The organism is Dryocola clanedunensis subsp. sulfonylureivorans (assembly GCF_016756775.1).
GTDB classification, from domain to species: domain Bacteria; phylum Pseudomonadota; class Gammaproteobacteria; order Enterobacterales; family Enterobacteriaceae; genus Dryocola; species Dryocola clanedunensis.
The window spans coordinates 82,002-106,553 of record NZ_JAERMU010000001.1 but is presented as its reverse complement, the minus strand read 5'-3'; the positions used below and the strand labels follow the sequence as shown (position 1 = coordinate 106,553).

Genomic DNA, 24,552 nt, shown 5'->3' with positions numbered 1-24,552 from the left:
CTGCCATTAACCCACGCTCGCGGCTACCTGCTTGCTGGATTAACCGCGCTCGGGCTGACATAATCGCGGGCTTATATCCAGGGGGTAATGTGACGGACGATTTTGCAGCAGACGGTCAGCTCGCTTTAGCGATACCAGGCTTTAAACCACGCGAACCGCAGCGCGAGATGGCTCATGCCGTCGCAAAGGCCATTGAAGACGGGCGTGAGCTGGTGGTTGAAGCAGGGACCGGCACGGGGAAAACCTATGCCTACCTTGCTCCCGCGCTGCGTTCGGGTAAAAAAGTTATTATCTCCACCGGGTCGAAAGCGCTCCAGGACCAGCTTTACTCCCGAGATTTGCCAACCGTCGCGAAGGCGCTGGAATTTAAAGGGCGTCTGGCGCTGCTGAAAGGGCGTTCCAACTACCTCTGTATTGAGCGCCTCGAACAGCAGGCGCTGGCCGGAGGCGATCTGCCGGTACAAACCCTGAGCGAGGTCGTCAAGCTGCGCGGCTGGGCCATCGAAGCCGTTGACGGCGACATCAGCACCTGCACCGACGTCGCGGAAGACTCCACCGTCTGGCCGCTGGTCACCAGCACCAACGACAACTGCCTGGGCCAGGACTGCCCGCTGTATAAAGACTGTTTTGTCGTCAAAGCACGTAAAAAAGCGATGGATGCCGACGTGGTGGTCGTTAACCATCACCTGTTCCTGGCCGACATGGTGGTCAAAGAGAGCGGCTTTGCGGAGCTGATCCCCGAGGCTGAAGTGATGATCTTCGATGAAGCCCATCAGATCCCCGACATTGCCAGCCAGTATTTCGGCCAGTCCGTCTCCAGCCGCCAGCTGCTCGATTTAGCCAAAGATATCTCCATCGCCTACCGCACCGAGGTGCGCGATGCCCAGCAGCTGCAAAAAAGCGCCGATCGCCTGGCGCAAAGCACTCAGGACTTCCGCCTCCAGCTTGGCGATCCGGGCTACCGCGGTAACCTGCGCGAACTGCTTGCCCAGCCCGCCATTCAGCGTGCTCTGCTGCTGCTCGACGATGCGCTGGAGCTTTGCTACGACGTCGCCAAACTGTCTTTGGGCAGATCCGCGTTGCTTGACGCTGCGTTTGAGCGGGCGGTTATCTACCGGGGCCGCATCAAGCGCCTGAAAGACGTCAATCAGCCCGGCTACAGCTACTGGTACGAATGCAACTCGCGTAACTTCACGCTGGCGCTCACGCCGCTGTCGGTCGCGGATAAATTTAAAGAGGTGATCGCCCAGAAAAAAGGCACGTGGATATTCACCTCCGCGACGCTTTCGGTGAACGATCAGCTTAGCCACTTCACCGACCGCCTGGGCATTGATAACGCCGAGACGATGCTGCTGGCCAGCCCGTTTGACTACGCCACCCAGGCGCTGCTCTGCGTGCCGCGTGGCCTGCCGACGCCGAACCAGCCCCATGCGGCCCGCCATCTGGCAAAAATGCTCCAGCCGCTCATCGAGGCCAATAATGGCCGCTGCTTTATGCTTTGCACCTCCCACGCCATGATGCGGGAGCTTGCCGAACAGTTCAGAGCAAACATGACCCTGCCGGTGCTGTTACAGGGTGAAACCAGCAAAGGCCAGCTACTTGAGCAGTTTGTCAGCGCCGGAAATGCGCTGCTGGTGGCAACCAGCAGCTTCTGGGAAGGGGTGGACGTGCGCGGCGATGCGCTGTCTCTGGTCATCATCGACAAACTGCCGTTTACCTCACCGGACGATCCGCTGCTCAAAGCACGAATGGAAGACTGCCGTCTGCGGGGCGGGGAACCCTTCGACGACGTGCAGCTCCCGGACGCGGTCATCACCCTTAAGCAGGGCGTGGGCCGCCTGATCCGCGATGTTGACGATCGGGGCGTGCTGGTCATCTGTGACAACCGCCTGGTGATGCGTCCTTATGGTGCCGTCTTCCTGAACAGCCTGCCGCCGACGCCGCGTACGCGGGATATAAATCGGGCAGTCGAGTTCCTTAATACCCCACCGGCGCGGTAATTTGTGCCAGGCTATGGTATGATGCGCGCCGATTTTTGACCTTATTTATTCCCTTAGATTCTCGCCAGAGGTTGGCCAGTCCATGCGAATTTTAGCCATCGATACCGCAACAGAAGCTTGTTCGGTTGCCCTGTACCATGAAGGCACTTCCTGTGCCCATTTCGAGCTGTGCCCACGCGAGCATACCCAACGTATTTTACCCATGGTGCGGGACATCCTGAACCAGAGCGGCCTTTCCTTGTCTGAATTAAACGCGCTGGCCTATGGACGAGGGCCTGGCAGTTTTACCGGCGTGCGAATTGGTATTGGTATTGCGCAGGGTCTGGCGCTTGGCGCTGATCTGCCGATGATCGGCGTTTCAACCCTTGCAACAATGGCCCAGGGCGCCTGGCGTCAGACGGGGGCAACCCGGGTGCTGGCCGCCATCGACGCCCGCATGGGTGAGGTCTATTGGGCTGAATACCAGCGTGACGAGCAGGGCGTCTGGCACGGTGAAGAGACCGAAGCCGTGCTGAAACCAGAAGCGGTTGCCGAACGGTTGAAGCAGCTGGACGGCGAGTGGGCTACAGTCGGTACGGGCTGGCAGGCCTGGCCGGATATGGCCCTGAACAGTCACGTTGTCGTGCGCGACGGTAAGACTTCGCTGCCTGCCGCTGAAGATATGCTGCCGCTGGCGATACAGGCATTGACAGCCGATCGTACGGTTGCCGTTGAGCACGCCGAACCTGTCTATTTGCGAAACGAAGTGACATGGAAGAAACTTCCCGGAAAAGAGTGATACACCGCGTTGCCAGCAGGGTAACGTAGATTAAGGAGATGGGGTATGGCCGGTTATAAAGTCAGGAAGTACGGTGGAGCGCTTGCCGTTGTCGCTACGCTGCTGTTAAGCGGCTGTGTGACGGTGCCGGATGCCATTAAGGGCACCAGCCCCACACCTCAGCAGGATCTTGTACGGGTAATGAATGCGCCGCAGCTCTATGTTGGCCAGGAAGCCCGCTTTGGCGGTCGAGTGGTTAATATTGATAATCGCGAAGGGCGTACTCGTCTGGAAATCGCCACGGTCAGCCTGGATGAAGGCGCACGCCCTCAGCTTGGCGAGCCGTCGAAAGGCAGAATTTATGCGGACGTTAACGGCTTTCTCGACCCGGTCGATTTCCGTGGCCAGCTGGTCACCGTTGTTGGCCCCATCACCGGAACGATAGAGGGCAAAGTCGGAGAGACGCCGTATAAATTTATGGTCATGCAGGCAACGGGTTACAAGCGCTGGCATGTCACCCAGCAGATTGTGATGCCGCCGCAGCCGATGGATCCCTGGTTCTGGGGCGGGCCTTATCCGTATCGCGGACGCTATGGCGCGTGGGGTGGCGCAGGTTGGTATGCGCCAGGACCCGCACAGGTACAAACCATCGTAACCGAGTAACTCACTGTTTTACCGTAATTTATAAACAGCGGCTCTGCCGCTGTTTGTTTTTATCCAGCACGGATGAAAAAAAAGAGTGATGCGCTTCGCAACCTTAAATCAGCTTAATTCTTAAACTGGTACGCTGAGTTAATATTATGTTAACAGCGTGTATCCTGATTGGGGTTGTGATGACGACAAATAATACATTCAGAGGTGAATCCTTGAAGAAGGTTTGGCTTAACCGCTACCCGGCCGACGTTGCGGCCGAGATTAATCCCGATCGTTATCAATCCCTGGTTGATATGTTTGAACAGGCCACGGCGCGCTACGCCGATCAGCCTGCGTTTGTGAACATGGGCGAGGTCATGACCTTCCGCAAGCTCGAAGAACGCAGCCGTGCCTTCGCAGCTTACCTGCAGGAGGGGCTTGGGCTACAAAAGGGCGACCGCGTGGCGCTGATGATGCCCAACCTGCTGCAATACCCGATAGCCTTGTTTGGTATTTTGCGTGCGGGCATGGTGGTGGTAAACGTGAACCCGCTTTATACCCCGCGCGAGCTGGAACATCAGCTTAACGACAGCGGCGCGAGCGCGATTATCATCGTTTCAAACTTTGCCCATACCCTGGAGAAAGTAGTCGATAAGACCCAGGTGAAGCACGTTATTCTTACCCGCATGGGTGACCAGCTTTCGGCCGCGAAAGGCACGGTGGTTAACTTTGTCGTCAAATACATCAAACGCCTGGTGCCGAAATATCACCTGCCGGATGCGATCTCCTTCCGTAGCGCGTTGCACAACGGCTACCGGATGCAGTACGTCAAACCTGAAGTCATCTCAACGGATCTGGCCTTCCTGCAATATACCGGCGGGACAACGGGGGTGGCGAAAGGCGCGATGCTTACCCATCGCAACATGCTTGCTAACCTCGAACAGGTGAGGGCGGCATATAGCCCGCTGCTGTTTGAACGTAAAGAACTGGTGGTCACGGCGCTGCCGCTCTATCACATCTTTGCGTTAACCATGAACTGCCTGCTGTTTATCGAGCTGGGCGGTCAAAACCTGTTAATCACCAACCCGCGCGATATTCCAGGCCTGGTCAAAGAGCTGGCGAAATACCCGTTTACGGCGATGACCGGCGTCAACACGCTGTTCAATGCCCTGCTTAATAATAAAGAGTTCCAGCAGCTCGACTTCTCCAGCCTGCATCTTTCGGCCGGTGGCGGGATGCCGGTACAGCACGCCGTGGCGGAACGCTGGGTGAAACTGACAGGCCGCTATCTGCTGGAGGGCTACGGCCTGACGGAGTGCGCACCACTGGTCAGTGCGAACCCGCACGATATCGACCGTCACACCGGCAGCATTGGACTGCCCGTACCGTCTACGGACGTGAAACTCATTAACGATGACGGTGACGAAGTGCCGCCGGGCGAGCCTGGTGAGCTGTGCGTCAAAGGGCCGCAGGTGATGTTGGGTTACTGGCAGCGCCCGGACGCCACCGATGAAATTATGCACGACGGCTGGCTGCGCACGGGGGATATCGCCACGATGGACGAAGAGGGCTTCATGCGCATCGTCGACCGTAAAAAAGACATGATACTGGTCTCCGGCTTTAACGTTTATCCGAACGAAATCGAAGACGTCGTGATGGAGCATCCCGGCGTGCTGGAAGTGGCTGCAGTTGGCGTACCGGGCGGGGCCGGAGGGGAAACCGTGAAGATCTTCGTGGTGAAAAAAGACCCGTCCCTGAGCGAGGAAGCGCTGACCACCTTCTGCCGCCGTCATCTGACGGCATATAAAGTGCCGAAACTGGTGGAATTCCGCGATGAACTGCCAAAATCTAACGTTGGTAAAATTTTACGACGAGAACTACGTGACGAAGCAGCTAAGGCCGATCAACAATAACGTCTGAGCTCCGTGTCAGCCGCCATAACGCCGGGTTACCGGCGTTTTTTTTGGCGCAAACTAAAGAGAACCGAATTTGACATACCATATGATTACTACTGATGAGCAGCTCGCTGAAGTCTGCCACGCTGCAAGCCAGGTTTCCGCGCTGGCGCTGGACACCGAATTTGTCCGCACGCGAACTTACTATCCTCAGCTTGGCCTCATCCAGCTCTATGACGGCGAAAAAGCGTCGCTTATCGATCCGCTGACCATCACCGACTGGTCGCCGTTCAAAGCGCTGATTACCGATCGCAGCGTCACTAAGTTCCTGCATGCCGGTAGTGAAGACCTGGAAGTCTTTATGAACACATTTGGTGCGCTGCCGGACCCTTTCATCGATACACAGATCCTTGCCGCATTTAGCGGTCGCCCGCTCTCCTGCGGCTTTGCAACTATCGTTGAGTCCTATACCGGCATCGCTCTGGATAAGAGTGAATCCCGCACCGACTGGCTGGCCCGCCCGTTGACCGAACGGCAGTGCGAATATGCGGCGGCTGACGTGCTCTATTTGCTGCCAATTGCTCATAAGCTGATGGCTGAAACGGAAGCGGCAGGGTGGATGAAGGCGGCGCTGGACGAATGTAAACTGATGGCTGGCCGTCGTACAGAGGTACTGGACCCGGAAGAAGCATGGCGCGAAATTGGCAACGCCTGGCAGCTGCGTACCCGCCAGCTAGCCTGTCTGAAAAAGCTGGCGTCATGGCGTCTGCGCACGGCGCGTGAGCGCGACATGGCGGTCAACTTTGTGGTTCGCGAAGAGCACCTCTGGCAGGTAGCGCGTTACATGCCAGGCTCGCTGGCTGAGCTGGATAAGCTTGGGTTGAGCGGCAGCGAAATTCGTTACCATGGCAAAACGCTGGTGGCTCTGGTTGAGGAAGCTCAGGCCATTCCTGAAGAGCTGTGGCCGGCGCCGTTAAGCAATCTGGTCGACATGCCGGGTTACCGCAAAGTCTTCAAGGCGATAAAAGCCCTGGTACAGGAAGTCAGCGAAACCAGCGGATTAAGCGCGGAGCTGTTAGCCTCACGTCGTCAAATTAACCAGTTGCTGAACTGGCACTGGAAATTAAAGACCTCGTCGTCATTACCTGAATTAGTCAGCGGCTGGCGTGGAGAGCTATTAAGCGATAAGTTAAAAACGCTGCTGGCGGATTATTAAATTGCCGTGAAGGCTGTATATAATTACAGGGTGTTTCGTTGCTTTAATAATAGTAAAGATTTGCTAAACAACGGTCAGGAAATAACTATTTTCCTTCTTTGTCAGCAATCAAAACCCCCTGAGCTTAGCAGGGGGTTTTTGTTTTTATCAGGCCGACTTTGGTGCTTCCTGCGCCTCTGGCAACGTGACGTTAAGTTCCAGAACGGAAATATCGTCACCTTTTTGATCCAGCACGACGGTTAACATTTCCGGGTCAATTTGCACATATTTGCAAATGACCTCGAGGATATCGCGCTTCAGCTGCGGCAGATAATGAGGCTCACGGTCACCGCGGCGGCGCTCCGCGACGATGATCTGCAGGCGTTCTTTCGCGATATTCGCGGTGTTCTTTTTCCGTGAGAGAAAAAAGTCTAATAATGCCATAACTTATCCTCCGAACAGGCGTTTGAGGAAACCTTTCTTCTCTTCTTCTATGAAGCGGAAAGGACGTTCTTCTCCGAGAAGGCGTTCAACGGTATCTGCATAGGCCTGGCCCGCGTCTGCTTCCGCATCGAGGATCACTGGCTCACCCTGGTTTGAGGCACGAAGAACAGACTGATCTTCCGGGATCACGCCAACCAGCGGAATACGCAGGATCTCCAGCACGTCTTCCATGCTCAGCATATCACCACGGGTAACACGTCCCGGGTTGTAGCGGGTGAGCAGCAGATGTTCTTTAATCGGATCTTCACCATTTTCAGCGCGGCGAGACTTCGAAGACAGAATGCCGAGGATACGGTCAGAGTCACGGACGGACGAGACTTCCGGGTTGGTGGTAATAATGGCTTCATCGGCAAAATAGAGCGCCATCAGGGCACCCGTTTCAATACCGGCCGGGGAGTCACAAACGATAAACTCGAAGTCCATATTTTTCAGGTCTTCGAGCACTTTTGCCACGCCATCACGTGTTAATGCGTCTTTATCGCGGGTCTGCGAAGCGGGCAGAATATAGAGCTGCTCGGTGCGCTTATCACGAATCAAAGCCTGGTTTAATGTGGCATCGCCCTGAATGACGTTAACGAAATCGTACACCACGCGGCGTTCACAGCCCATGATCAGATCCAGGTTACGCAGGCCGATGTCGAAATCGATAACGACAGTTTTCCTTCCCTTCTGGGCGAGGCCCGTAGCGATGGCCGCGCTGGACGTGGTCTTACCGACGCCCCCTTTACCCGATGTAACAACAATAATGCGTGCCATAAAGGATTTCCTTGTTAAAAGGGCTTAATTCAAAGGTTGAACGGAGAGCGCTCCGCCTGCAAGACTCAGACGCGCCGCTTTCCCATAATAGTCGGCTGGTATTTGATCGCTCAGCCAGTAAACACCGGCTATTGAGACCAGCTCAGCTACCAGGTTTGTGCAAAATATTTGTGCATCACGAGAGCCATCGGCACCCGCCAGTGCACGGCCACGCATCATGCCGTAGATGTGAATATTACCATCGGCGATAAGTTCTGCACCGGCACTGACGTGATTGGTGACAATCAAATCACAGTGTGGTGCATAAATGCGCTGTCCGGAACGAACCGGGGTATCAATCAAACGCGTTTTTGTGACCGGCGTTGCAATTGGCGCTTCAATCACTACCGGTTCAGGGGCAATGACCTTCGCCGAACGAGGGGCTTTCTCTTTCCCTTCAGACAGCAGCGGCAGACCTGCACGTTCAATTTCAGCTTTCAGCGCTTCATCTTTACAGCCGCTGATGCCCACAACGCGTAAACCCGTTGAAATGACCGCCTGCTGGACTTTTTTCCAGTTCACGGACCCATCGAGGCTGGCTACGTTGACGACAACCGGGGCGTTTTTTAAAAAGGCCGGCGCCTGGGCTATTTTATCCTGCAAAGCCTGGCGGATGATTTCGGGTTGTGCATCATGCAAGTGAACCACTGACAAGGTAAAACTGCTGCCTTTTAACTCGATTGGCGTGTTTGACATCCTGGCCTTACTCAATTCAGTTTCAATCCCCACGGCTTGTGGGACGATATTCCGAAGTACATTAAGCATGGTATAGTCAGTGTTATATTCAGGCAAGCCACCATCCGGCGAAAATAGAGTAAAAAAAATGTTTTGTGTGATCTACAGAAGTAGCAAACGTGACCAGACTTATCTTTATGTCGAAAAAAAAGACGATTTCTCCAGGGTGCCCGAAGAATTGATGAAAGGGTTTGGCCTGCCGACTCTTGTGATGGTATTACCCCTTGATGGGAGTAAAAAACTCGCGAATGCAGACTTTGATAAAGTGAAGCTGGCACTTAAAGAAGAGGGCTATTATTTACAGCTGCCTCCGCCGCCGGAAAGTTTGTTAAAAATGCATCTCGAGAAAGATCCGAAAAAATAACTTTCGGATTCGCGGCAAATCTTTTCTATACCTAAAAGGTGAAGATAACAGCAGTAACTTCAGATTCATCCGAGAGGGTAGATGAAAAATTCAGCAATCTGTTTAACCGCCAGTACGTTATTGCTTGCCAGCTGCGCGGCAAAATCCCCCAACGCGGAGGCGGTAGCTCCCGCCGCGCAGACCGTTGCCGCACAGCCGCAGGCTTCCTCAACCAACAGTAGTGCTTCTACACTTGCCGCTCAGGGCCGGGATCCGGCGGAGTTTCCGGGCTATGTAGAACAGCTTAAGCAGCAGGCGAAAGCCCAGGGCATCAGCGATGCGACTATCACTGCCGCCTTTGCCAACGTGCATTTTGTTGACCGGGTCATCAAATCTGACCAGAACCAGCTTGAGAAAAAAGTGACCCTTGATGATTACCTCTCTCGTGTCATTACCCAGGCGAAGATAGATAGGGCAAGAGAGCTGTATAAACAGCACCAGGCGGAACTGGCCTCGGTCAGCGCGCAAACTGGCGTGCAGGCCAACTACATCGTTGCGCTGTGGGCGATGGAGAGTCAGTTTGGCAAAATTCAGGGCAAAGAAGATATTGTCTCCGCGCTTTCTACTCTGGCCTTCGAAGGGCGACGCGAGGCTTTCTTTACTAAAGAGCTGATGGCATCGCTGAAAATTATCGACCAGGGCCATGCCGCCGCCGACCAGCTGAAAGGGTCGTGGGCCGGCGCTATGGGCCAGAACCAGTTCATGCCAAGCTCCTATCTGCGCTACGGCAAAGACGGCGACGGCGATGGCAAGATTGATATCTGGAACAACACCAGCGATGTGTTTGCCTCTACGGCCAACTATCTGGCAAAAGAAGGGTGGCAGGCAGGTGGAACCTGGGGCATGGAAGTGAAACTGCCAGCAGGATTTAATTCAGGCCTTGCCGGAACGAAAACGTCGCAGGGTAAAACCGTGTCGCAATGGCAGAAGCTTGGCGTAACGCTCCCGGATGGTTTATTGCTGCCTGCGTCTACAGAACGCGCATGGATTATCACGCCGGACGACAATCAGGCCCGCTCGTTCCTGGTCTACAACAATTTCCGCACCATCATGCGCTGGAACCGTTCGTACTACTTCGCGATTAGCATCGGCACCATGGCAGACGCCATCGTTAAGTAAACCCCCACACAACAACAAACACTCCCCGGTATGCACCGGGGATTTTTTTATCTAGTATCAGATGCAGTTAACACAACGACGCAGAGGAAAGGCATGTATCAACATCATAACTGGCAGGGTGCGCTGCTGGATTTTCCGGTCAGCAAAGTAGTGTGCGTGGGCAGTAACTACGCGAAGCATATTAAAGAGATGGGCAGCGCAACGCCGGAAGAGCCGGTGCTGTTCATCAAGCCCGAGAGCGCGCTGTGCGATATTCGCCAGCCGCTGGCGCTGCCGCAGGGGCTGGGTTCCGTGCATCACGAAGTCGAGCTGGCAATCCTGATCGGTGCCACCCTCAGGCAGGCAAGCGAGGAGCATGTGGTCAAGGCGATTGCTGGCTACGGTGTGGCGCTCGATCTCACCCTGCGTGACCTGCAGGGCAAGCTCAAGAAAGCAGGGCAGCCGTGGGAAAAAGCAAAAGGCTTTGATAACTCCTGCCCGATTTCAGGTTTTATTCCCGCCGCAGAGTTTACCGCCGATGCGCAAAACACCGAGCTCTCCCTGAAAATCAACGGTGAGATCCGTCAGCAGGGTTCAACCTCTGACATGATCCACAAAATTGCGCCGCTGATTGCTTACATGAGCCGCTTCTTCACCCTGCGAGCTGGCGATGTCATCCTGACCGGTACCCCGGAAGGCGTAGGACCGCTGGCAAGCGGTGATAACCTCGAACTGAGCTTCGACGGCCGGAGTCTCTCCACCCGCGTACTATAATGAAATTTGCCGCCCTAAGGCGGCATTACTTGCATCTTTATCCCACAGCGTTTATAAGGTGCAGCTTATTTTAAATGCGGGCACAATCATGACACAGGTACCTTTCTGGCAGAGTAAAACACTCGATGAAATGAGCGATACAGAGTGGGAATCACTTTGTGATGGCTGTGGCCAGTGCTGCCTGCACAAGCTGATGGACGAAGATACGGATGAAATCTATTTCACCAACGTCGCGTGCAAACAGCTGAATATTAAGACCTGCCAGTGCCGGAATTATGCCCGTCGCTTCGAATATGAACCAGACTGCATCAAGCTCACCCGTGACAACCTGCCGACCTTCGAATGGTTGCCGCACACCTGCGCGTACCGTTTGCTGGCTGAAGGAAAAGACTTGCCGCAGTGGCATCCGCTGCTGACCGGGTCAAAAGCAGCCATGCACGGCGAACGCATTTCGGTGCGACATATCGCGGTAAAAGAGACGGAAGTGCAGGACTGGCAGGATCATATCCTCAACAAACCTGAGTGGGCAGACTAAGCCGCCAGAGTCGTAAAAGAACGCCAAAATAAATAGTACAAAACACAAATTTTGTGATACGGTGTTCTTTCAATAACAAATAAAAGTAGGTCTTTATCCAGTACTTAACATTTAAGTGTCCGTCTTGTGGCGGTTCACAGTATCGCACCTCCCCGTACGACGTCCGAGAAACAAATCCCTATGGCGCTGTTTGTATCTTCTGTAAAACAGGGATGCATCTTCTTCATCGTCCGATGAGTGCGATTCATCAACATAACGTAGCTGCTCGCTAAACGTCCCAAATCCCGCTGGTTTTGCTTTTCCTGCGCCTGCACTGTTAACATCGACCTCCTTAACGGAGGGATGATGAATAAACTAACATTACTGCTCGGAACGCTAATACTCAGCGGCTGCTCGTCGCCTGAACCCTATGCGCCAAAACCCCCTGAGGTTATCGGCAAGCCGAACCCAGCCGCGGTTTACTGCCAGGATCGGGGCGGCAAGCTAATGCGAGTGAAAACAGATACAGGTGAGCGCGCAGATTGTTTGCTGCCGAGCGGTGAACGAATCGACGAATGGATGCTCTATCGTCGCGACCACTAATAATAAAAAACCCGCCGAAGCGGGTTTTTTTATGCCTGCGGTTCAGCCCTTAGCGGCCAAACAGATCGCGACGTTTTGGTTTTAAAGGCTGCGCAATCAGCACCAGCACGGCGATAACCAGGAAGACGGCGAAGATCCCTAACAGCCACTGCACCATATCCAGGGAGAGAAACTCCCACTGGCGAACGGAGCAGTCGCCCGTGGCCACGAAGACCTGCGGCAGCCATTTATTCAGCGGTAGCCACGACGGGAAACGAGCTGCAAAATCACAGGTGACGAACGGGGACGGATGCAGCTGCAGCATCGTATGTTCCCAGGTCAGCTGTACGCCTTTCCCTGCGCTATAAAGCCAGATGGCCAGCGCGCCGTAGCGCAGAGGCGATTTGGGTGCCATCGCGCCTACCAACCCTGCGCCCATAATCCCAAACAGGGCACAGCGCTCGTAAATACACATTACACACGGCTTCAGCATCATGACATGCTGGAACCATAGCGCCACCATCTCCAGAGCAAAAGCGGTGAAAGCCAGCAGCAGCCAGGCACCACGCCCACGGGAGCATTGGTTTAAATATCGCAACATAATCTGTTTTCCCTACAACTTGCGGTGATTCGGCAGTGTAAACCAATTCGATTTTTGCGCCAGTAGAAGCGGAAAAAATATCGGTTATTTAGGATAGTAATCAGGCAACTGAGTGACAGAGGACAATTCACTGTCCTCTCAGATTGCTGACAAAGAAGGAAAAAGCGTGGTTTTTCCTTCTTTGTGATAAGCAGGCGAAAATCAATGAATTGATTTTCCTTGTTATTTATTCGGTGAGATCTTTGCGAAACGCATTCGCTTTAGGTCTGTCATCAGTCTGCAGAGGACAGTTCACTGTCCTCTGCGCGATCTTAGTGTGTCAGCTCGCTAAGCGTGGAAGGGGTAATCCATCCCGCATGCAGCATCCACTCGGTAGCAGGCTGCAAGGTGTACTCAACGCACAGCAGGCCGACCAGCGTCAGCACAATAGTGTAAGGCAGCGCCATTAACACCATACGGCCATAAGAGAGCCTGATAAGCGGTGCCAGCGCGGAGGTCAACAGGAACAGAAACGCGGCCTGACCGTTCGGTGTCGCAACGGAGGGCAGGTTAGTACCGGTATTAATCGCCACCGCCAGCAGCTCAAACTGTTTAAGGTCGATGATGCCGCTTTGCAGTGCATTTCTCGTCTCGTTGATGTACACCGTGCCGACAAAGACATTGTCAGAAATGGACGACAGCACGCCGTTAAACAGATAAAAGAGCGAGAGCTGAGCATGAGGCTCGGCCTGTAATACGAAGTGGATAACAGGAGTGAAGAGATGCTGATCGATAATAACGGCGACCACCGCGAAGAACACGGTCAGCAAGGCCGTGAAAGGCAGGGCTTCGGTAAACGCTTTACCAATAGCATGTTCATCCGTCACCCCACATAACGCGGTGGCGAAAATAATCACTGACAGGCCAATCAGACCCACTTCCGCCAGATGCAATGCCAGCGCAATGACCAGCCAGATGCCGATCAGCGCCTGAATCACCAGCCTGACCGTCTCCTGCTTGCTGCGTTTTTTGGCGCTTTGGGTGTCGTAATCTTTCAGAATGGTGCGTACTTTTTCCGGCAGCTCCGCGCCATATCCCAGAATTTTGGTGTATTCGAGCAGCAGGCAGGTCAGCAGGCCACAAACCAGTACCGGGAGGGTGACCGGAGCCATGCGCAGCAGGAACTCGCCAAAATGCCAGCCAGCGTTCTTGGCGATGATCAAATTCTGCGGCTCTCCCACCATCGTCATAACGCCACCTAAAGCCGTTCCTACCCCCGCGTGCATCATCAGGCTGCGTAAAAAGGCCCGAAATTGTTCAAGGATGGAGCGGCCGTCAGTTTCCAGCTGGCTGTCATCCAGGATATCGCCGTCATCACCGTTATTGGAAGCTACACGGTGATAGATACCGTAAAAGCCGACCGCCACGCTTATCACTACGGCGACAACCGTCAGCGCATCCAGGAAGGCGGAAAGAAAAGCCGCGGCGACACAGAATGCCAGCGAAAGCAGCATTTTTGAGCGAATGCCCAGCAGTAGCTTGGTGAACACCAGCAGCAGGAGCTGTTTCATAAAGTAGATGCCGGCAACCATAAAGATCAGCAGCAGCAGCACCTCAAGATTGTTAGCCACTTCATGGCGGACGTTTTCCGCACTGGTCATGCCGACAAGTACCGCCTCAATAGCGAGCAGGCCGCCGGGCAGCAGTGGATAACACTTCAGCGCCATCGCAAGGGTGAAGATAAACTCGGCAACCAGCATCCATCCGGCAACGAAAGGGCTGACGTACCAGAACACCAGTGGGTTGACGATCAGAAAAGCAACAATTGCCATTTTGTACCAGTCAGGTGACTGGCCAAGAAAGTTCCGATATAGCGCACGACCTGTGGACATTTCCATTGTGATAGGACCTTACTCCTGTGATTATTATCGCGGTTATTAATAGCTTCGAGGGTACTCGCGCAGGGCCGGACTGGCAAGGTGCGACGATTGTTCGCCCCGTAACTATTATGAAAGAAATTAAACATTGATCCCGTAAATGGCCATGCGGCAACCTATCTGGCGTCCGTCGCATCTGGTATGATGAGTCCAAATTGCCAAACCTGTGTAATGGAAATCGTACTATGGTCATTAAGGCGCAGAGCCCTGCGGGTTTCGCGGAAGAATATATTATTGAAAGTATCTGGAATAGCCGTTTCCCTCCTGGTTCTATTTTACCTGCCGAGCGTGAGCTTTCTGAACTTATTGGTGTTACCCGTACCACGCTGCGTGAAGTCTTGCAGCGTCTGGCCCGGGACGGTTGGCTAACCATTCAGCATGGCAAACCGACAAAAGTGAACAATTTCTGGGAAACTTCAGGCCTGAATATCCTGGAAACACTGGCGCGTTTAGATCACGACAGCGTGCCTCAGCTGATAGATAATCTGCTGTCCGTGCGCACCAACATCGCCACCATTTTTATCCGTACGGCGATGCGTCAGCACCCGGACAAAGCGCAGGAAGTTCTGGCCACGGCGGACAGCGTTGAAGACCACGCGGATGCCTTCGCGCACCTGGACTACAGCATTTTCCGCGGCCTGGCGTTTGCCTCCGGCAACCCAATTTACGGGCTGATCCTTAACGGCATGAAAGGGCTGTACACCCGCATCGGGCGTCACTACTTCTCCAATCCTGAAGCGCGTAGCCTGGCGTTAGGTTTCTACCATCGCCTGGCAAAAATCTGCGAGGAAGGTCTGCACGATCAGGTATTCGATACCGTTCGTACCTACGGCCGCGAAAGTGGGGAAATCTGGCACCGTATGCAGAAAAACCTGCCGGGCGATCTGGCAATGCACAGCCGCTGATAGCGCCGCTGTAAAAAAAGGCTTCCATCCGGAAGCCTTTTTTGATCGGTGCAAAATGCTTATCCATCCCACAACAGACCTGTGCAGGTTGGATAAGCGCAAGCTCGGCCAGCGCTTTATAAGCTGTTTATCCTCGGCGGACACCGATCCAGCAGCTCAACGCTGCCGTCCTCGTTCTGCTGCTCCAGCGTCACGTCAAAGCCCCACAGGCGGTGCACATGCTTGAGCACCTCACGACGACCTTTATCCAGCGGCGCGCGGTTCTGCGGGATATAGCGTAGCGTCAGCGAACGGTCGCCGCGTAAATCCACGTTCCATACCTGAATGTTCGGCTCCAGGTTGCTCAGGTTGTACTGGGCGGAAAGCTGGGCGCGAATTTCACGGTAGCCTTCCTCGTTATGAATAGCCGAAATTTCCAGGTAATTATTGTGGTCGTCATCCAGCACGGTAAACAGACGGAAGTCACGCATCAGCTTCGGCGACAGGAACTGGCTGATAAAGCTCTCGTCCTTGAAGTCGCGCATCGCAAAGTGCAGGGTATCCAGCCAGTCTTTCCCGGCGATATCCGGGAACCAGTATTTGTCTTCCTCTGTCGGATTCTGACAGATACGCTTGATGTCCTGGAACATGGCAAAGCCCAGAGCATAAGGGTTGATGCCGTTGTACCACGGGCTGTTATACGGTGGCTGGAACACCACGTTGGTATGGCTGTGCAGGAACTCCAGCATGAAGCGTTCCGTCACTTTTCCTTCATCGTACAGATGGTTAAGGATGGTGTAGTGCCAGAAGGTCGCCCAGCCCTCGTTCATCACCTGGGTCTGCTTTTGCGGATAAAAATACTGGCTCACCTTACGCACGATGCGCAGGATTTCACGCTGCCACGGCTCCAGCAGCGGCGCGTTCTTCTCCATGAAATAGAGCAGGTTTTCCTGCGGCTCGGAAGGGTAGCGACGCGCTTCGGCTACCGTTTTCTCTTCTTCGCGGCGAGGCAGGGTGCGCCAGAGGGTATTTACCTGGCTTTGCAGATACTCTTCGCGGCTTTTCTGCCGCGCTTTCTCTTCCTGCAGCGAAATCTTCTGCGGGCGTTTATAGCGGTCAACGCCGTAGTTCATCAGCGCATGGCACGAGTCGAGCAGTCGCTCCACTTCGTCCACGCCATAACGCTCCTCGCACTCGCTGATGTATTTGCGGGCGAAGATCAGGTAATCGATGATTGAGCTGGCGTCCGTCCAGCTGCGGAACAAGTAGTTATTTTTGAAGAACGAGTTGTGTCCGTAGCAGGCGTGGGCAATCACCAGCGCCTGCATGGTGATGGTATTTTCTTCCATCAAATAGGCGATGCAGGGATTGGAGTTAATCACAATCTCGTAGGCCAGCCCCTGCTGCCCGTGCTTGTACAGCCGCTCGGTCTCGATGAATTTTTTGCCGAACGACCAGTGCGGGTAATTTATGGGCATCCCGACGCTGGAGTAGGCATCCATCATCTGTTCAGAGGTGATGACCTCAATCTGATGCGGATAAGTGTCTAAGCGGTAAAGCTTAGCAACACGGTCGATCTCAGCGAGGTAGACGTCCAACAGTTCGAACGTCCAGTCGGGACCATCACTCAGTCGTCTGGAATCCTTTGTGGCGGAAAGGTCAACAGTAGCCATCAGCGCACCCTCATTGTTGTCGGCCCTCTCTGAATGGAAAGCCTCACCTCAAAGGATAGAACACTCCGCAAACTTAGTGCCCGCCGGCAAACTTTTTTCTGCGCGATTTACGGATTTCAATGACCCGGATTTTGCGTGCTGGCTGGAGTTTTATTCTGTCGATAATATTTTATGTCGCAGGAGATCCTAATTGCGTCACCCCAGCGGACATAGGCCAGGATGTGAGAGGCTTCACCATAATAAAGCCGTATGTTGAATAATATTTTCATCTGGGTTATCAATTTGTAATCAGAAGATTATTCTTTTAGCGGAACGAGGAAGCGTTATGCGTGTTGTGGTGCTGGGAAGTGGCGTGGTCGGTGTCGCGAGCGCCTGGTATTTACGTCAGGCGGGTCACGAGGTGACGGTGATTGACAGGGAAGCCGGGCCTGCGCTTGAAACCAGCGCCGCCAACGCCGGGCAAATCTCTCCGGGCTATGCGGCCCCCTGGGCCGCCCCCGGCGTGCCGCTGAAGGCCATTAAATGGATGTTCCAGCGCCATGCGCCGCTGGCCATCAGTCTCGACGGCACGCGCTTCCAGCTCAAATGGATGATGCAGATGCTGCGCAACTGCGACATGCGGCATTACCAGGAGAACAAAGGGCGCATGGTGCGTCTGGCAGAGTACAGCCGCGACTGCCTCAAAGAGCTGCGCCACAGCACCGGGATCCAGTACGAAGGACGCCAGGGCGGTACGCTCCAGCTCTTCCGCACCGCGCAGCAGTATGAAAATGCGGCAAAAGATATCGCCGTCCTGCAGGATGCGGGCGTGCCTTATGAACTGCTGGAGGCCAGCCAGCTAAACCGCGTGGAGCCCGCGCTTGCGGACGTCGCCCACAAACTCACCGGCGGCCTGCGTTTGCCAAATGATGAAACCGGCGACTGCCAGCTTTTCACCCAGAACCTGGCGCGGATGGCGGCGGAGGCTGGCGTAGAATTTCGCTTCAACACGCCCGTCGATCGCCTGCTTTATGAAGGCCACAGCATCTATGGCGTGCAGTGCGGCAAAGAGGTGATTAAGGCTGACACCTACGTGGTCGCCTTTGGTTCGTACTCGACTGGTTTACTGAAAAATATCGTCGATATTCCGGTCTATCCGCTTAAAGGCTACTCGTTGACAATTCCGATTGCCGACGAGCAGGGCGCGCCGGTTTCAACCATCCTCGATGAAACCTACAAAATCGCCATCACCCGCTTTGACAACCGTATCCGCGTCGGCGGCATGGCGGAAATCGTGGGTTACAATACCGATCTGCTGCAGCCGCGTCGTGAAACGCTGGAGATGGTGGTGCGCGATCTCTATCCACGCGGTGGTCACGTCGAACAGGCAACGTTCTGGACGGGCCTGCGTCCGATGACGCCGGACGGCACGCCCATCGTCGGTAAAACGCCGTTTAAAAACCTCTGGCTCAATACCGGCCACGGCACGCTTGGCTGGACGATGGCCTGCGGATCGGGGCAGATGCTCAGCGACTTAATCTCCGGCAGAACGCCAGCAATTCCGTTTGACGATCTTGCGGTGGCCCGCTATTCACCGGGATTTACACCTTCAGGTTCACAACGCCTGCACAGCGCCCATAATTGACAGACCAATAACGAAAACAAGGAGCGGCTATGTCCCGTCCTGTTACAGCGACGCTCGATTTGAGCGCGCTGCGCAATAATCTGCAAATCGCCCGTCAGGCTGCCCCGAATTCCCGGGTGTGGTCTGTCGTGAAAGCAAACGCCTACGGCCACGGTATCGATCGCGTCTGGTCGGCGCTGGGTGGCACCGACGGTTTCGCCCTGCTCAATGTTGAAGAAGCCATATTGCTGCGTGAGCGCGGCTGGAAAGGGCCGATTCTGATGCTGGAAGGCTTCTTCCACGCCGGCGATCTTGAGCTGTTTGATAAATATCGCCTCACCACGAGCCTGCACAGCAACTGGCAGGTGAAGGCGCTGGCGAACGCGCGTCTTAACGCGCCGCTGGATATTTATCTGAAGGTGAACAGCGGCATGAACCGCCTCGGTTTTACCCCGGAGCGGGTGCATTCTATCTGGCAGCAGCTGCGCGCCATTCCCAACGTCGGGCAGCTGACGCTGATGGCGCACTTTGCCGATGCGGAACAGCCTGAAGGCATCGTCGAGCCGCTGGCGCGCATTGAGCAGGCGGCGGAAGGGCTGGACTGCGCCCGCTCCCTGTCAAACTCGGCGGCCACGATGTGGCACCCGGAAGCCCATTTCGACTGGGTGCGTCCGGGGATTATACTTTACGGCGCTTCGCCGAGCGGCCAGTGGTGCGATATTGCCAACAGCGGCCTGCGCCCGGTGATGACCTTGCGCAGCGAAATTATCGGCATCCAGAATCTTAAGGCAGGGGACGCAGTAGGCTACGGTAGCCGCTACCGGGCGTCCGGCGAACAGCGGATCGGGATAGTGGCCTGTGGCTATGCGGATGGCTATCCCCGCCACGCGCCAACCGGTACGCCGGTTCACGTCGATGGCGTGATGACATCCACTATCGGGGCTATTTCGATGGATATGATTGCGGTGGATCTAACGCCGTGTCCGCATGCGGGGATCGGCAGCCCGGTCGAGCTATGGGGCAACGAAGTGAAGATTGATGATGTTGCCTCGGCGGCGGGTACGGTAGGCTATGAGCTGATGTGCGCACTGGCACCGCGCGTGCCGGTAGTGACGGTTTGATGTGTCGGATGACGCTGCGCTTATCCGACCTACGAATACTAGAACGTAGGGTGGATAAGCGACAGCGTCATCCACCTGTCGTCATCCACCCAATCCGCGCGAATATTATTCTGCCTCTTCCTCAGCGACGCGAACGCCAATCTTGCGTACCTGATTATTCTCTTTCTCTGCCACAGTCCAGATCATCCCGGCGTACTCCACCTGGTCACCTACCACCGGCGCGCCGCCCAGCATGCCGAGCACGAACTCACCCAGCGTCTGCTGCTTGTTGACCTCATCATCCAGATCCAGGCCATAGATGGTCGCCACGTCCGAGAACTGCGCGCTGGCTTCCAGAATAAAGTCGCCGAAGAAACGCTGGTCGAGGGCGACCGGCGGCGACTGGCTGAACAGTTTACCCAGTGCAGGTAAATCCCGCTCCCGGCCAATGACACACAAAACGTCCCCTTCACGCAGGCGAGTACTGCCCGTTGGATGCAACAGTGCATTATCACGGAAGAGGGCGGCAATGCGGGTTTCTGTCGGCATATGCAGGTCACGAAGTGCTGCACCCACGCACCACTTATCTTCGCTCAGCTGATAGACAAACTGCTCCCACGGGTTTTCCGGATGAATATCCAGCCCAACGCGGGAGACCGGCCAGCCCACCGGCGGCACCACAACTTTCGCTTTTTTTGCCGCCCAGCCCAGCGATGAGCCTTGCAGCAGCAGCGAGACCAGCACCACAAAGAAGGCCACGTTGAAGAACAGCCGCGCATTATCCAGGCCCGCCATCATCGGGAAGACCGCGAGGATGATGGGCACCGCGCCGCGCAGGCCAACCCAGCTGATAAAAATACGTTCGCGGCCGTTGAAGCCGCGGAAAGGGATCAGCCCAATCAGCACCGACAGCGGGCGGGCAAAGAAGATCATCCACGCCGACAGCGCCAGCGCCGGGATAGCTATTGCCAGCAAATCTTTCGGATTCACCAGCAGGCCGAGCACCAGGAACATGCCAATTTGCGCCAGCCAGGCCAGACCATCGAAGGTTTGCAGGATGCCAAAGCGGCTGCGAATAGGTTTATTGCCGAGTAAAAAGCCGCACAGGTAGACGGCAAGAATACCGCTGCCTTCGAGCGCGGTGGTGATAGCGAAGACCATGATGCCGCCGCTCAGCGCCAGCAGCGGATAAAGCCCCTGCGGCAGCGTGATGCGGTTAATCATCTGCAGCAGCAGGTAGCCGCCGCCGAGGCCGAACAGGATGCCCAGGCCGAACTGCTGAATGATATGCACGAGGAACATCCAGCTCAGGCCGGTTTGCCCCTGCTGGATCATCTCAATCAGCGTGATGGTCAGGAACACCGCCATCGGGTCGTTGCTGCCGGACTCAATCTCAAGCGTTGCGCCCACGCGTTCGTTCAGGCCCTTGCCGCCGAGCAGTGAGAACACCGCTGCGGCATCCGTGGAGCCAACGATAGCGCCAATCAGCAGGCCCTGAATCAAATCCAGATTAAACAGCCACGCTGCGGCCAGCCCCGTTAATCCCGAGGTGACAAGTACGCCAACGGTGGCCAGTGAAAGGGCGGGGCCCAGCGCAACCCGGAAGGAGCTGGCCTGGGTGCGCATGCCGCCATCGAGCAGGATCACGGCCAGCGCAAGGTTACTGATTAAATAAGCAAGAGGATAATTATCAAACGGGATACCACCGATACCATCCACTCCGGCCAGCATGCCGATAGCGAGGAAGATAACCAGGATGGGAATACCAAGACGGGAGGAAAATGAGCTTAATAAGATGCTACAAGTTACCAGTACGGAACCTAAAATGAACAGACTAATTATCGCACCCGCGTCCAAAATTATCATTCTCCTTTATAAGAGCCGCTGTAGTTATTACTAAATGTTATCACGGATCGGGCCGGCTAACGGCCCGAAATACCGTCTTTTTTACGCAATGACCTGGTGACCGCTGATCGTCAGCACGCTCTGCTGCCCATCGTGCTGCAATTCGCCAAAGGCGCCCAGCGGCAGCGTCACCGTCTGCGGCTCATGACCGAATGGCAAACCCGGCAGAACGGGGATATCAAGACGTGCCGAAAGCATCTGGCACATTTCATTGAAATCGTAGCCGGCGTCGTAATCACTCACCGTTGCGCCATTAAAACTCCCGAGGATAAGCGCCTTCTGACGTTTGAGGATCCCCGCGTGGTGGAGCTGTAACAGCATTCGTTCAACGCGGAAAGGATGCTCGTTGATATCCTCGACCACCAGAATACCGCCGTCAACGGCGGGGAGCCATGGCGAACCCAGCAGCGATACCAGCATGGCGAGGTTGCCGCCCCAGATTGTGCCGCTGGCCGAACAGGCCTCGGCGCTGTTATTCCAGCTGACCGCGTATTCAGCCTGCGTGATGGCTTTCCAGAAGTGCTGCCAGGTATAGTCATCAAGCGTTTCGGCCCCAAAATTTCCGGCCAGCATCGGCCCGCTGAAAGTGATGGTTCCACACTGGGCCAGCAGGGCCAGCTGGATGGCGGTAAAGTCGCTGTGGCCACAAATTACCGGCGTGCGAGAACGGAAAGCGCGTCCGAGCCGTGAGAAATCGATGTGCTCAAGCAGACGCGTTGCGCCGTAGCCGCCGCGCACCGCCAGAACGATGTCGCATTCCGGTGACAGCGTGGTGAGCTGGTTGATTTCCGCCGCTCGCTGCTCGTCGGTGCCTGCAAAACGCTGAAAACGCCGGGTGACTGCCTGCTGGTTCGCGACCTGGTGTCCCACCTGTTCCAGCCGCTCAATACCGCGAGCCGCCGCAGCCTGGTTTACACAGTATCCCGAAGGGGCAATCAAACTAATCAGAGACATGGCATTTCCTTGCGTAAAGTGAATTGGTTATGATGCCGCTATCGCGGGCGGTTGTCACTCTCCCGGCGGCGGCTAACCGCCGTAATAACGAGCAAAGTATCTATAAGGATAGAACGCGTGAATATGAGATGGCTGATTGTTTTGGTCCTGTTCCTTGCTGGCTGTTCCAGCCACACCACGAAACAAGCTGAATGGAACCCGGCTAAACCAGTTCAGGGCGCTCTGACCTGGATGCCGATTACCGAGCAGGCAGCGCAGGAGTGGGGCGTGAGCCCGCGAGTGATTACCGCTATCATCGCAGTAGAAACCGGGGGTAACCCTACGCTGGTCAGTAAATCCAATGCTGTCGGGCTGATGCAGATTAAAGCCTCAACGGCGGGAGCCGAAGTTTATCGCCACCAGGGCCTGAGCGGACAGCCGTCAACCAGCGAACTGAAAGACCCTGCACGGAATATCGACATAGGTACGGCCTATCTCAACATTCTTGAACACGGCCCGCTCGCCGGTATTGAGGATCCCCAGACCATGCAATATGCCCTGTTAGTCTCGTATGCGAACGGAGCGGGCGCGCTGCTCAGGACGTTTTCGTCCAATCGGGCTAAGGCCATTGATGAGATCAACGATCTCAGCCCGCAGGAGTTCTGGGACTATGTCGCAAAGCACCATCCTTCCCCTCAGGCACCGCGTTACCTGTATAAAGTCTCACGCGCGCTGGACGAAATGTAGTTACCGCACGCGGTCGGCCTTCGCTCTGGCTGACCGCTCCAGCGAAAAGATGATCCGTTGCAGCTCCCGTTCAACCGCAGGGTTGATGTTCATGAAACGAAAGCTCAGGCGAGGCGTGCTGACGGTCTGATTTTTGCTGTCCACCACCTTACGCTCTGACAGGGTGACAAGCTGCATGTCGAAGTGGAAGATCCCCCATTCGACCAAATCAATCTCCACCTTTTTAAATACCATCCCGGCGGTCAATCCTTCCGGCAGTGGCCCATCAACCAGCGCGCCCATGCCGCCCAGCGATAAATCGCACAGCCTGAAATCAAACAGCGTACCGTCAGGCAATTTTGTATGACAGAAATAAAAGGGGTTTACCGGTGCGTTGATGCGGAAATATTCGCGACGTTGCACAAACCAAAGCGTTGCGGGCAGGGGAGAGCTGAACGCCGGCAGGTTGAGATACTCCGTAGCCTTGATTTTCGGCAGCGTAAACTCGACCTTCGCCCCCTGGGTTTCGGCGGTGAAAAGTATATTCTCGGCCAGCTGAACGGCCTGGTTTTCCTGCTGTTGGCTGCCAAAATCGATAATCAGTTGCCCTTGCGAGACATCCAGAATCTTACTGATAAATTGTCCCTTGCCCCATGAGAGACAAACGGGTACCTGGCTGCTTTGCAGATCGCGAAGCACACCTGATACCGCCAGCGGACTTTGTTTCAGAAACTGCTCGTTATAGTTATTCAAGGCCCTGGCCCTTGTTGCGTTTGCAAATAGTAGTAAGCCAGATTATCGGCAGAGATATTATAAACTTAAGAATAATCGCAGGATTTCAGATAAATATTTCAGGTAAACTAGTGACGTCGGTCACGTTTTTCAAATGGTTGATTATACTTAGCGTACCGACAGTTCGGGCAATGCATAACGCGGCGCTCAGGGACTGTGTTCCAACACAACTAAGAAGAGGATTTTCGAAAATGGGTATTATTGCCTGGATTATATTTGGTCTGATTGCGGGTATCATCGCGAAATTTATCATGCCTGGTAAAGACGGCGGCGGCTTTTTCCTGACCTGTATTTTAGGGATCATCGGTGCCGTGGTTGGCGGATGGTTAGCAACATTTTTCCACATCGGTGGCAACGTAACGGGCTTTAACCTGCCTAGCTTCCTGGTTGCCGTTGTCGGTGCGATTGTCGTGCTGGCCATCTTCCGTATGGTTCGCCGCTAAGCAGCGTCGCTCTGAATCTAAACGGCCCCTTTTGGGGCCGTTTGTCGTTTAAGGGTGGGTAAGCCTTATCAACCATTGACGATTGCCGTGT

At 55.0% G+C, this 24,552-nt stretch carries 24 protein-coding genes and 2 pseudogenes; 17 read left to right on the top strand and 9 right to left on the bottom strand.

Translation table 11 applies throughout. The annotated features are described in order from the left end of the window. Positions 1 to 89: 89 nt before the first annotated feature. The 5 genes from yoaA to rnd all read left to right on the top strand — a co-directional run bounded on the left by yoaA (position 90) and on the right by rnd (position 6,501). The gene (gene yoaA, locus HYQ67_RS00430) at positions 90 to 2,000 is read left to right on the top strand and encodes a DNA repair helicase YoaA (RefSeq protein WP_202300623.1); all 1,911 of its coding nucleotides are present in this window, start codon (positions 90 to 92) and stop codon (positions 1,998 to 2,000) included. Between the two features lie 82 nt (positions 2,001 to 2,082). Next, complete coding sequence (gene tsaB / locus HYQ67_RS00425) at positions 2,083 to 2,778, top strand: tRNA (adenosine(37)-N6)-threonylcarbamoyltransferase complex dimerization subunit type 1 TsaB (RefSeq protein ID WP_202300621.1); 696 nt, start codon at positions 2,083 to 2,085, stop codon at positions 2,776 to 2,778. 45 nt (positions 2,779 to 2,823) lie between these two features. Beyond that, positions 2,824 to 3,420 carry a Slp family lipoprotein gene (locus HYQ67_RS00420; protein WP_202300619.1) on the top strand — a complete coding sequence of 199 codons (597 nt, stop codon included), beginning with the start codon at positions 2,824 to 2,826 and terminating at the stop codon, positions 3,418 to 3,420. Positions 3,421 to 3,623: 203 nt separating this feature from the next. After that, entirely contained in the window at positions 3,624 to 5,303 is a 1,680-nt protein-coding gene (fadD, locus tag HYQ67_RS00415) for a long-chain-fatty-acid--CoA ligase FadD (RefSeq protein ID WP_202300617.1), read from the top strand. A gap of 76 nt (positions 5,304 to 5,379) precedes the next feature. Next, on the top strand, positions 5,380 to 6,501 hold the full coding sequence (rnd, locus tag HYQ67_RS00410; protein WP_202300615.1) for a ribonuclease D: 1,122 nt from the start codon (positions 5,380 to 5,382) through the stop codon (positions 6,499 to 6,501). Positions 6,502 to 6,648: 147 nt separating this feature from the next. Here rnd and minE read toward each other — a convergent pair whose 3' ends face one another. Genes minE through minC form a run of 3 tightly spaced genes read right to left on the bottom strand, consistent with a single transcriptional unit; the run spans position 6,649 to position 8,475 of the window. Then, positions 6,649 to 6,924: a cell division topological specificity factor MinE gene (gene minE / locus HYQ67_RS00405; RefSeq protein WP_202300613.1), complete on the bottom strand. Its 276-nt coding sequence runs from the start codon at positions 6,922 to 6,924 to the stop codon at positions 6,649 to 6,651. Positions 6,925 to 6,927: 3 nt separating this feature from the next. Next, the gene (gene minD, locus HYQ67_RS00400; RefSeq protein WP_202300611.1) at positions 6,928 to 7,740 is read right to left on the bottom strand and encodes a septum site-determining protein MinD; all 813 of its coding nucleotides are present in this window, start codon (positions 7,738 to 7,740) and stop codon (positions 6,928 to 6,930) included. Positions 7,741 to 7,764: 24 nt separating this feature from the next. Beyond that, positions 7,765 to 8,475 carry a septum site-determining protein MinC gene (gene minC, locus HYQ67_RS00395; RefSeq protein WP_202300609.1) on the bottom strand — a complete coding sequence of 237 codons (711 nt, stop codon included), beginning with the start codon at positions 8,473 to 8,475 and terminating at the stop codon, positions 7,765 to 7,767. Positions 8,476 to 8,602: 127 nt separating this feature from the next. On the opposite strand from minC, the gene HYQ67_RS00390 reads away from it, so the two are divergent. From HYQ67_RS00390 to HYQ67_RS00370, 6 genes are all read left to right on the top strand, one after another. Further along, positions 8,603 to 8,878: a YcgL domain-containing protein gene (locus HYQ67_RS00390; RefSeq protein WP_202301050.1), complete on the top strand. Its 276-nt coding sequence runs from the start codon at positions 8,603 to 8,605 to the stop codon at positions 8,876 to 8,878. Between the two features lie 81 nt (positions 8,879 to 8,959). After that, positions 8,960 to 10,036: a lytic murein transglycosylase gene (locus HYQ67_RS00385; RefSeq protein ID WP_202300607.1), complete on the top strand. Its 1,077-nt coding sequence runs from the start codon at positions 8,960 to 8,962 to the stop codon at positions 10,034 to 10,036. 93 nt (positions 10,037 to 10,129) lie between these two features. After that, the gene (locus tag HYQ67_RS00380) at positions 10,130 to 10,789 is read left to right on the top strand and encodes a fumarylacetoacetate hydrolase family protein (protein WP_202300605.1); all 660 of its coding nucleotides are present in this window, start codon (positions 10,130 to 10,132) and stop codon (positions 10,787 to 10,789) included. An 88-nt stretch (positions 10,790 to 10,877) separates the two neighbouring features. Then, on the top strand, positions 10,878 to 11,324 hold the full coding sequence (gene ycgN / locus HYQ67_RS00375) for a cysteine cluster protein YcgN (RefSeq protein ID WP_202300603.1): 447 nt from the start codon (positions 10,878 to 10,880) through the stop codon (positions 11,322 to 11,324). 95 nt (positions 11,325 to 11,419) lie between these two features. After that, on the top strand, positions 11,420 to 11,596 hold the full coding sequence (gene ymcF / locus HYQ67_RS23925) for a cold shock small protein YmcF (RefSeq protein ID WP_408626203.1): 177 nt from the start codon (positions 11,420 to 11,422) through the stop codon (positions 11,594 to 11,596). Between the two features lie 73 nt (positions 11,597 to 11,669). Then, complete coding sequence (locus HYQ67_RS00370; protein WP_202300601.1) at positions 11,670 to 11,906, top strand: putative hemolysin; 237 nt, start codon at positions 11,670 to 11,672, stop codon at positions 11,904 to 11,906. Between the two features lie 49 nt (positions 11,907 to 11,955). On the opposite strand, the gene dsbB is transcribed toward HYQ67_RS00370, so the two are convergent. Together dsbB and nhaB are read right to left on the bottom strand one after the other, a co-directional pair. After that, a complete protein-coding gene (dsbB, locus tag HYQ67_RS00365) occupies positions 11,956 to 12,486 on the bottom strand; it encodes a disulfide bond formation protein DsbB (protein WP_202300599.1) in 531 nt (176 codons plus the stop codon). A gap of 311 nt (positions 12,487 to 12,797) precedes the next feature. Further along, on the bottom strand, positions 12,798 to 14,363 hold the full coding sequence (gene nhaB / locus HYQ67_RS00360) for a Na(+)/H(+) antiporter NhaB (protein WP_202300597.1): 1,566 nt from the start codon (positions 14,361 to 14,363) through the stop codon (positions 12,798 to 12,800). 224 nt (positions 14,364 to 14,587) lie between these two features. On the opposite strand from nhaB, the gene fadR reads away from it, so the two are divergent. Continuing rightward, on the top strand, positions 14,588 to 15,307 hold the full coding sequence (fadR, locus tag HYQ67_RS00355; RefSeq protein ID WP_202300595.1) for a fatty acid metabolism transcriptional regulator FadR: 720 nt from the start codon (positions 14,588 to 14,590) through the stop codon (positions 15,305 to 15,307). 116 nt (positions 15,308 to 15,423) lie between these two features. Here the strand turns inward: fadR and HYQ67_RS00350 are convergent, their stop codons facing one another. Beyond that, positions 15,424 to 16,959: a SpoVR family protein gene (locus tag HYQ67_RS00350; RefSeq protein ID WP_202300593.1), complete on the bottom strand. Its 1,536-nt coding sequence runs from the start codon at positions 16,957 to 16,959 to the stop codon at positions 15,424 to 15,426. Positions 16,960 to 17,284: 325 nt separating this feature from the next. Between HYQ67_RS00350 and HYQ67_RS00345 the strand changes: the two genes are divergently transcribed. The 3 genes and pseudogenes from HYQ67_RS00345 to HYQ67_RS24335 all read left to right on the top strand — a co-directional run. After that, positions 17,285 to 18,583, top strand: coding sequence for a D-amino acid dehydrogenase (locus tag HYQ67_RS00345; protein ID WP_202300591.1), 1,299 nt, complete (start codon positions 17,285 to 17,287; stop codon positions 18,581 to 18,583). Positions 18,584 to 18,612: 29 nt separating this feature from the next. Beyond that, positions 18,613 to 19,683, top strand: coding sequence for a catabolic alanine racemase DadX (dadX, locus tag HYQ67_RS00340; RefSeq protein ID WP_202300589.1), 1,071 nt, complete (start codon positions 18,613 to 18,615; stop codon positions 19,681 to 19,683). A gap of 54 nt (positions 19,684 to 19,737) precedes the next feature. After that, a pseudogene (locus HYQ67_RS24335) lies at positions 19,738 to 19,851 on the top strand (hypothetical protein); the annotation flags it as partial. On the opposite strand, the pseudogene HYQ67_RS00335 reads toward HYQ67_RS24335, so the two are convergent. Then, a pseudogene (locus tag HYQ67_RS00335) lies at positions 19,807 to 21,528 on the bottom strand (potassium/proton antiporter); the annotation flags it as partial. The pseudogenes HYQ67_RS24335 and HYQ67_RS00335 sit on opposite strands and share 45 nt — an antisense overlap. An 81-nt stretch (positions 21,529 to 21,609) precedes the next feature. Next, positions 21,610 to 22,521, bottom strand: a complete 912-nt coding sequence (gene ldcA, locus HYQ67_RS00330) for a muramoyltetrapeptide carboxypeptidase (RefSeq protein ID WP_202300587.1) — start codon at positions 22,519 to 22,521, stop codon at positions 21,610 to 21,612. 117 nt (positions 22,522 to 22,638) lie between these two features. On the opposite strand from ldcA, the gene emtA reads away from it, so the two are divergent. Continuing rightward, positions 22,639 to 23,247, top strand: a complete 609-nt coding sequence (emtA, locus tag HYQ67_RS00325; RefSeq protein ID WP_202300585.1) for a membrane-bound lytic murein transglycosylase EmtA — start codon at positions 22,639 to 22,641, stop codon at positions 23,245 to 23,247. On the opposite strand, the gene ycgR is transcribed toward emtA, so the two are convergent. Further along, the gene (ycgR, locus tag HYQ67_RS00320) at positions 23,248 to 23,979 is read right to left on the bottom strand and encodes a flagellar brake protein YcgR (RefSeq protein ID WP_202300583.1); all 732 of its coding nucleotides are present in this window, start codon (positions 23,977 to 23,979) and stop codon (positions 23,248 to 23,250) included. It lies immediately after the preceding gene. A 230-nt stretch (positions 23,980 to 24,209) separates the two neighbouring features. Between ycgR and HYQ67_RS00315 the strand changes: the two genes are divergently transcribed. Continuing rightward, entirely contained in the window at positions 24,210 to 24,461 is a 252-nt protein-coding gene (locus HYQ67_RS00315) for a GlsB/YeaQ/YmgE family stress response membrane protein (RefSeq protein WP_202300581.1), read from the top strand. Positions 24,462 to 24,552 lie beyond the last annotated feature (91 nt).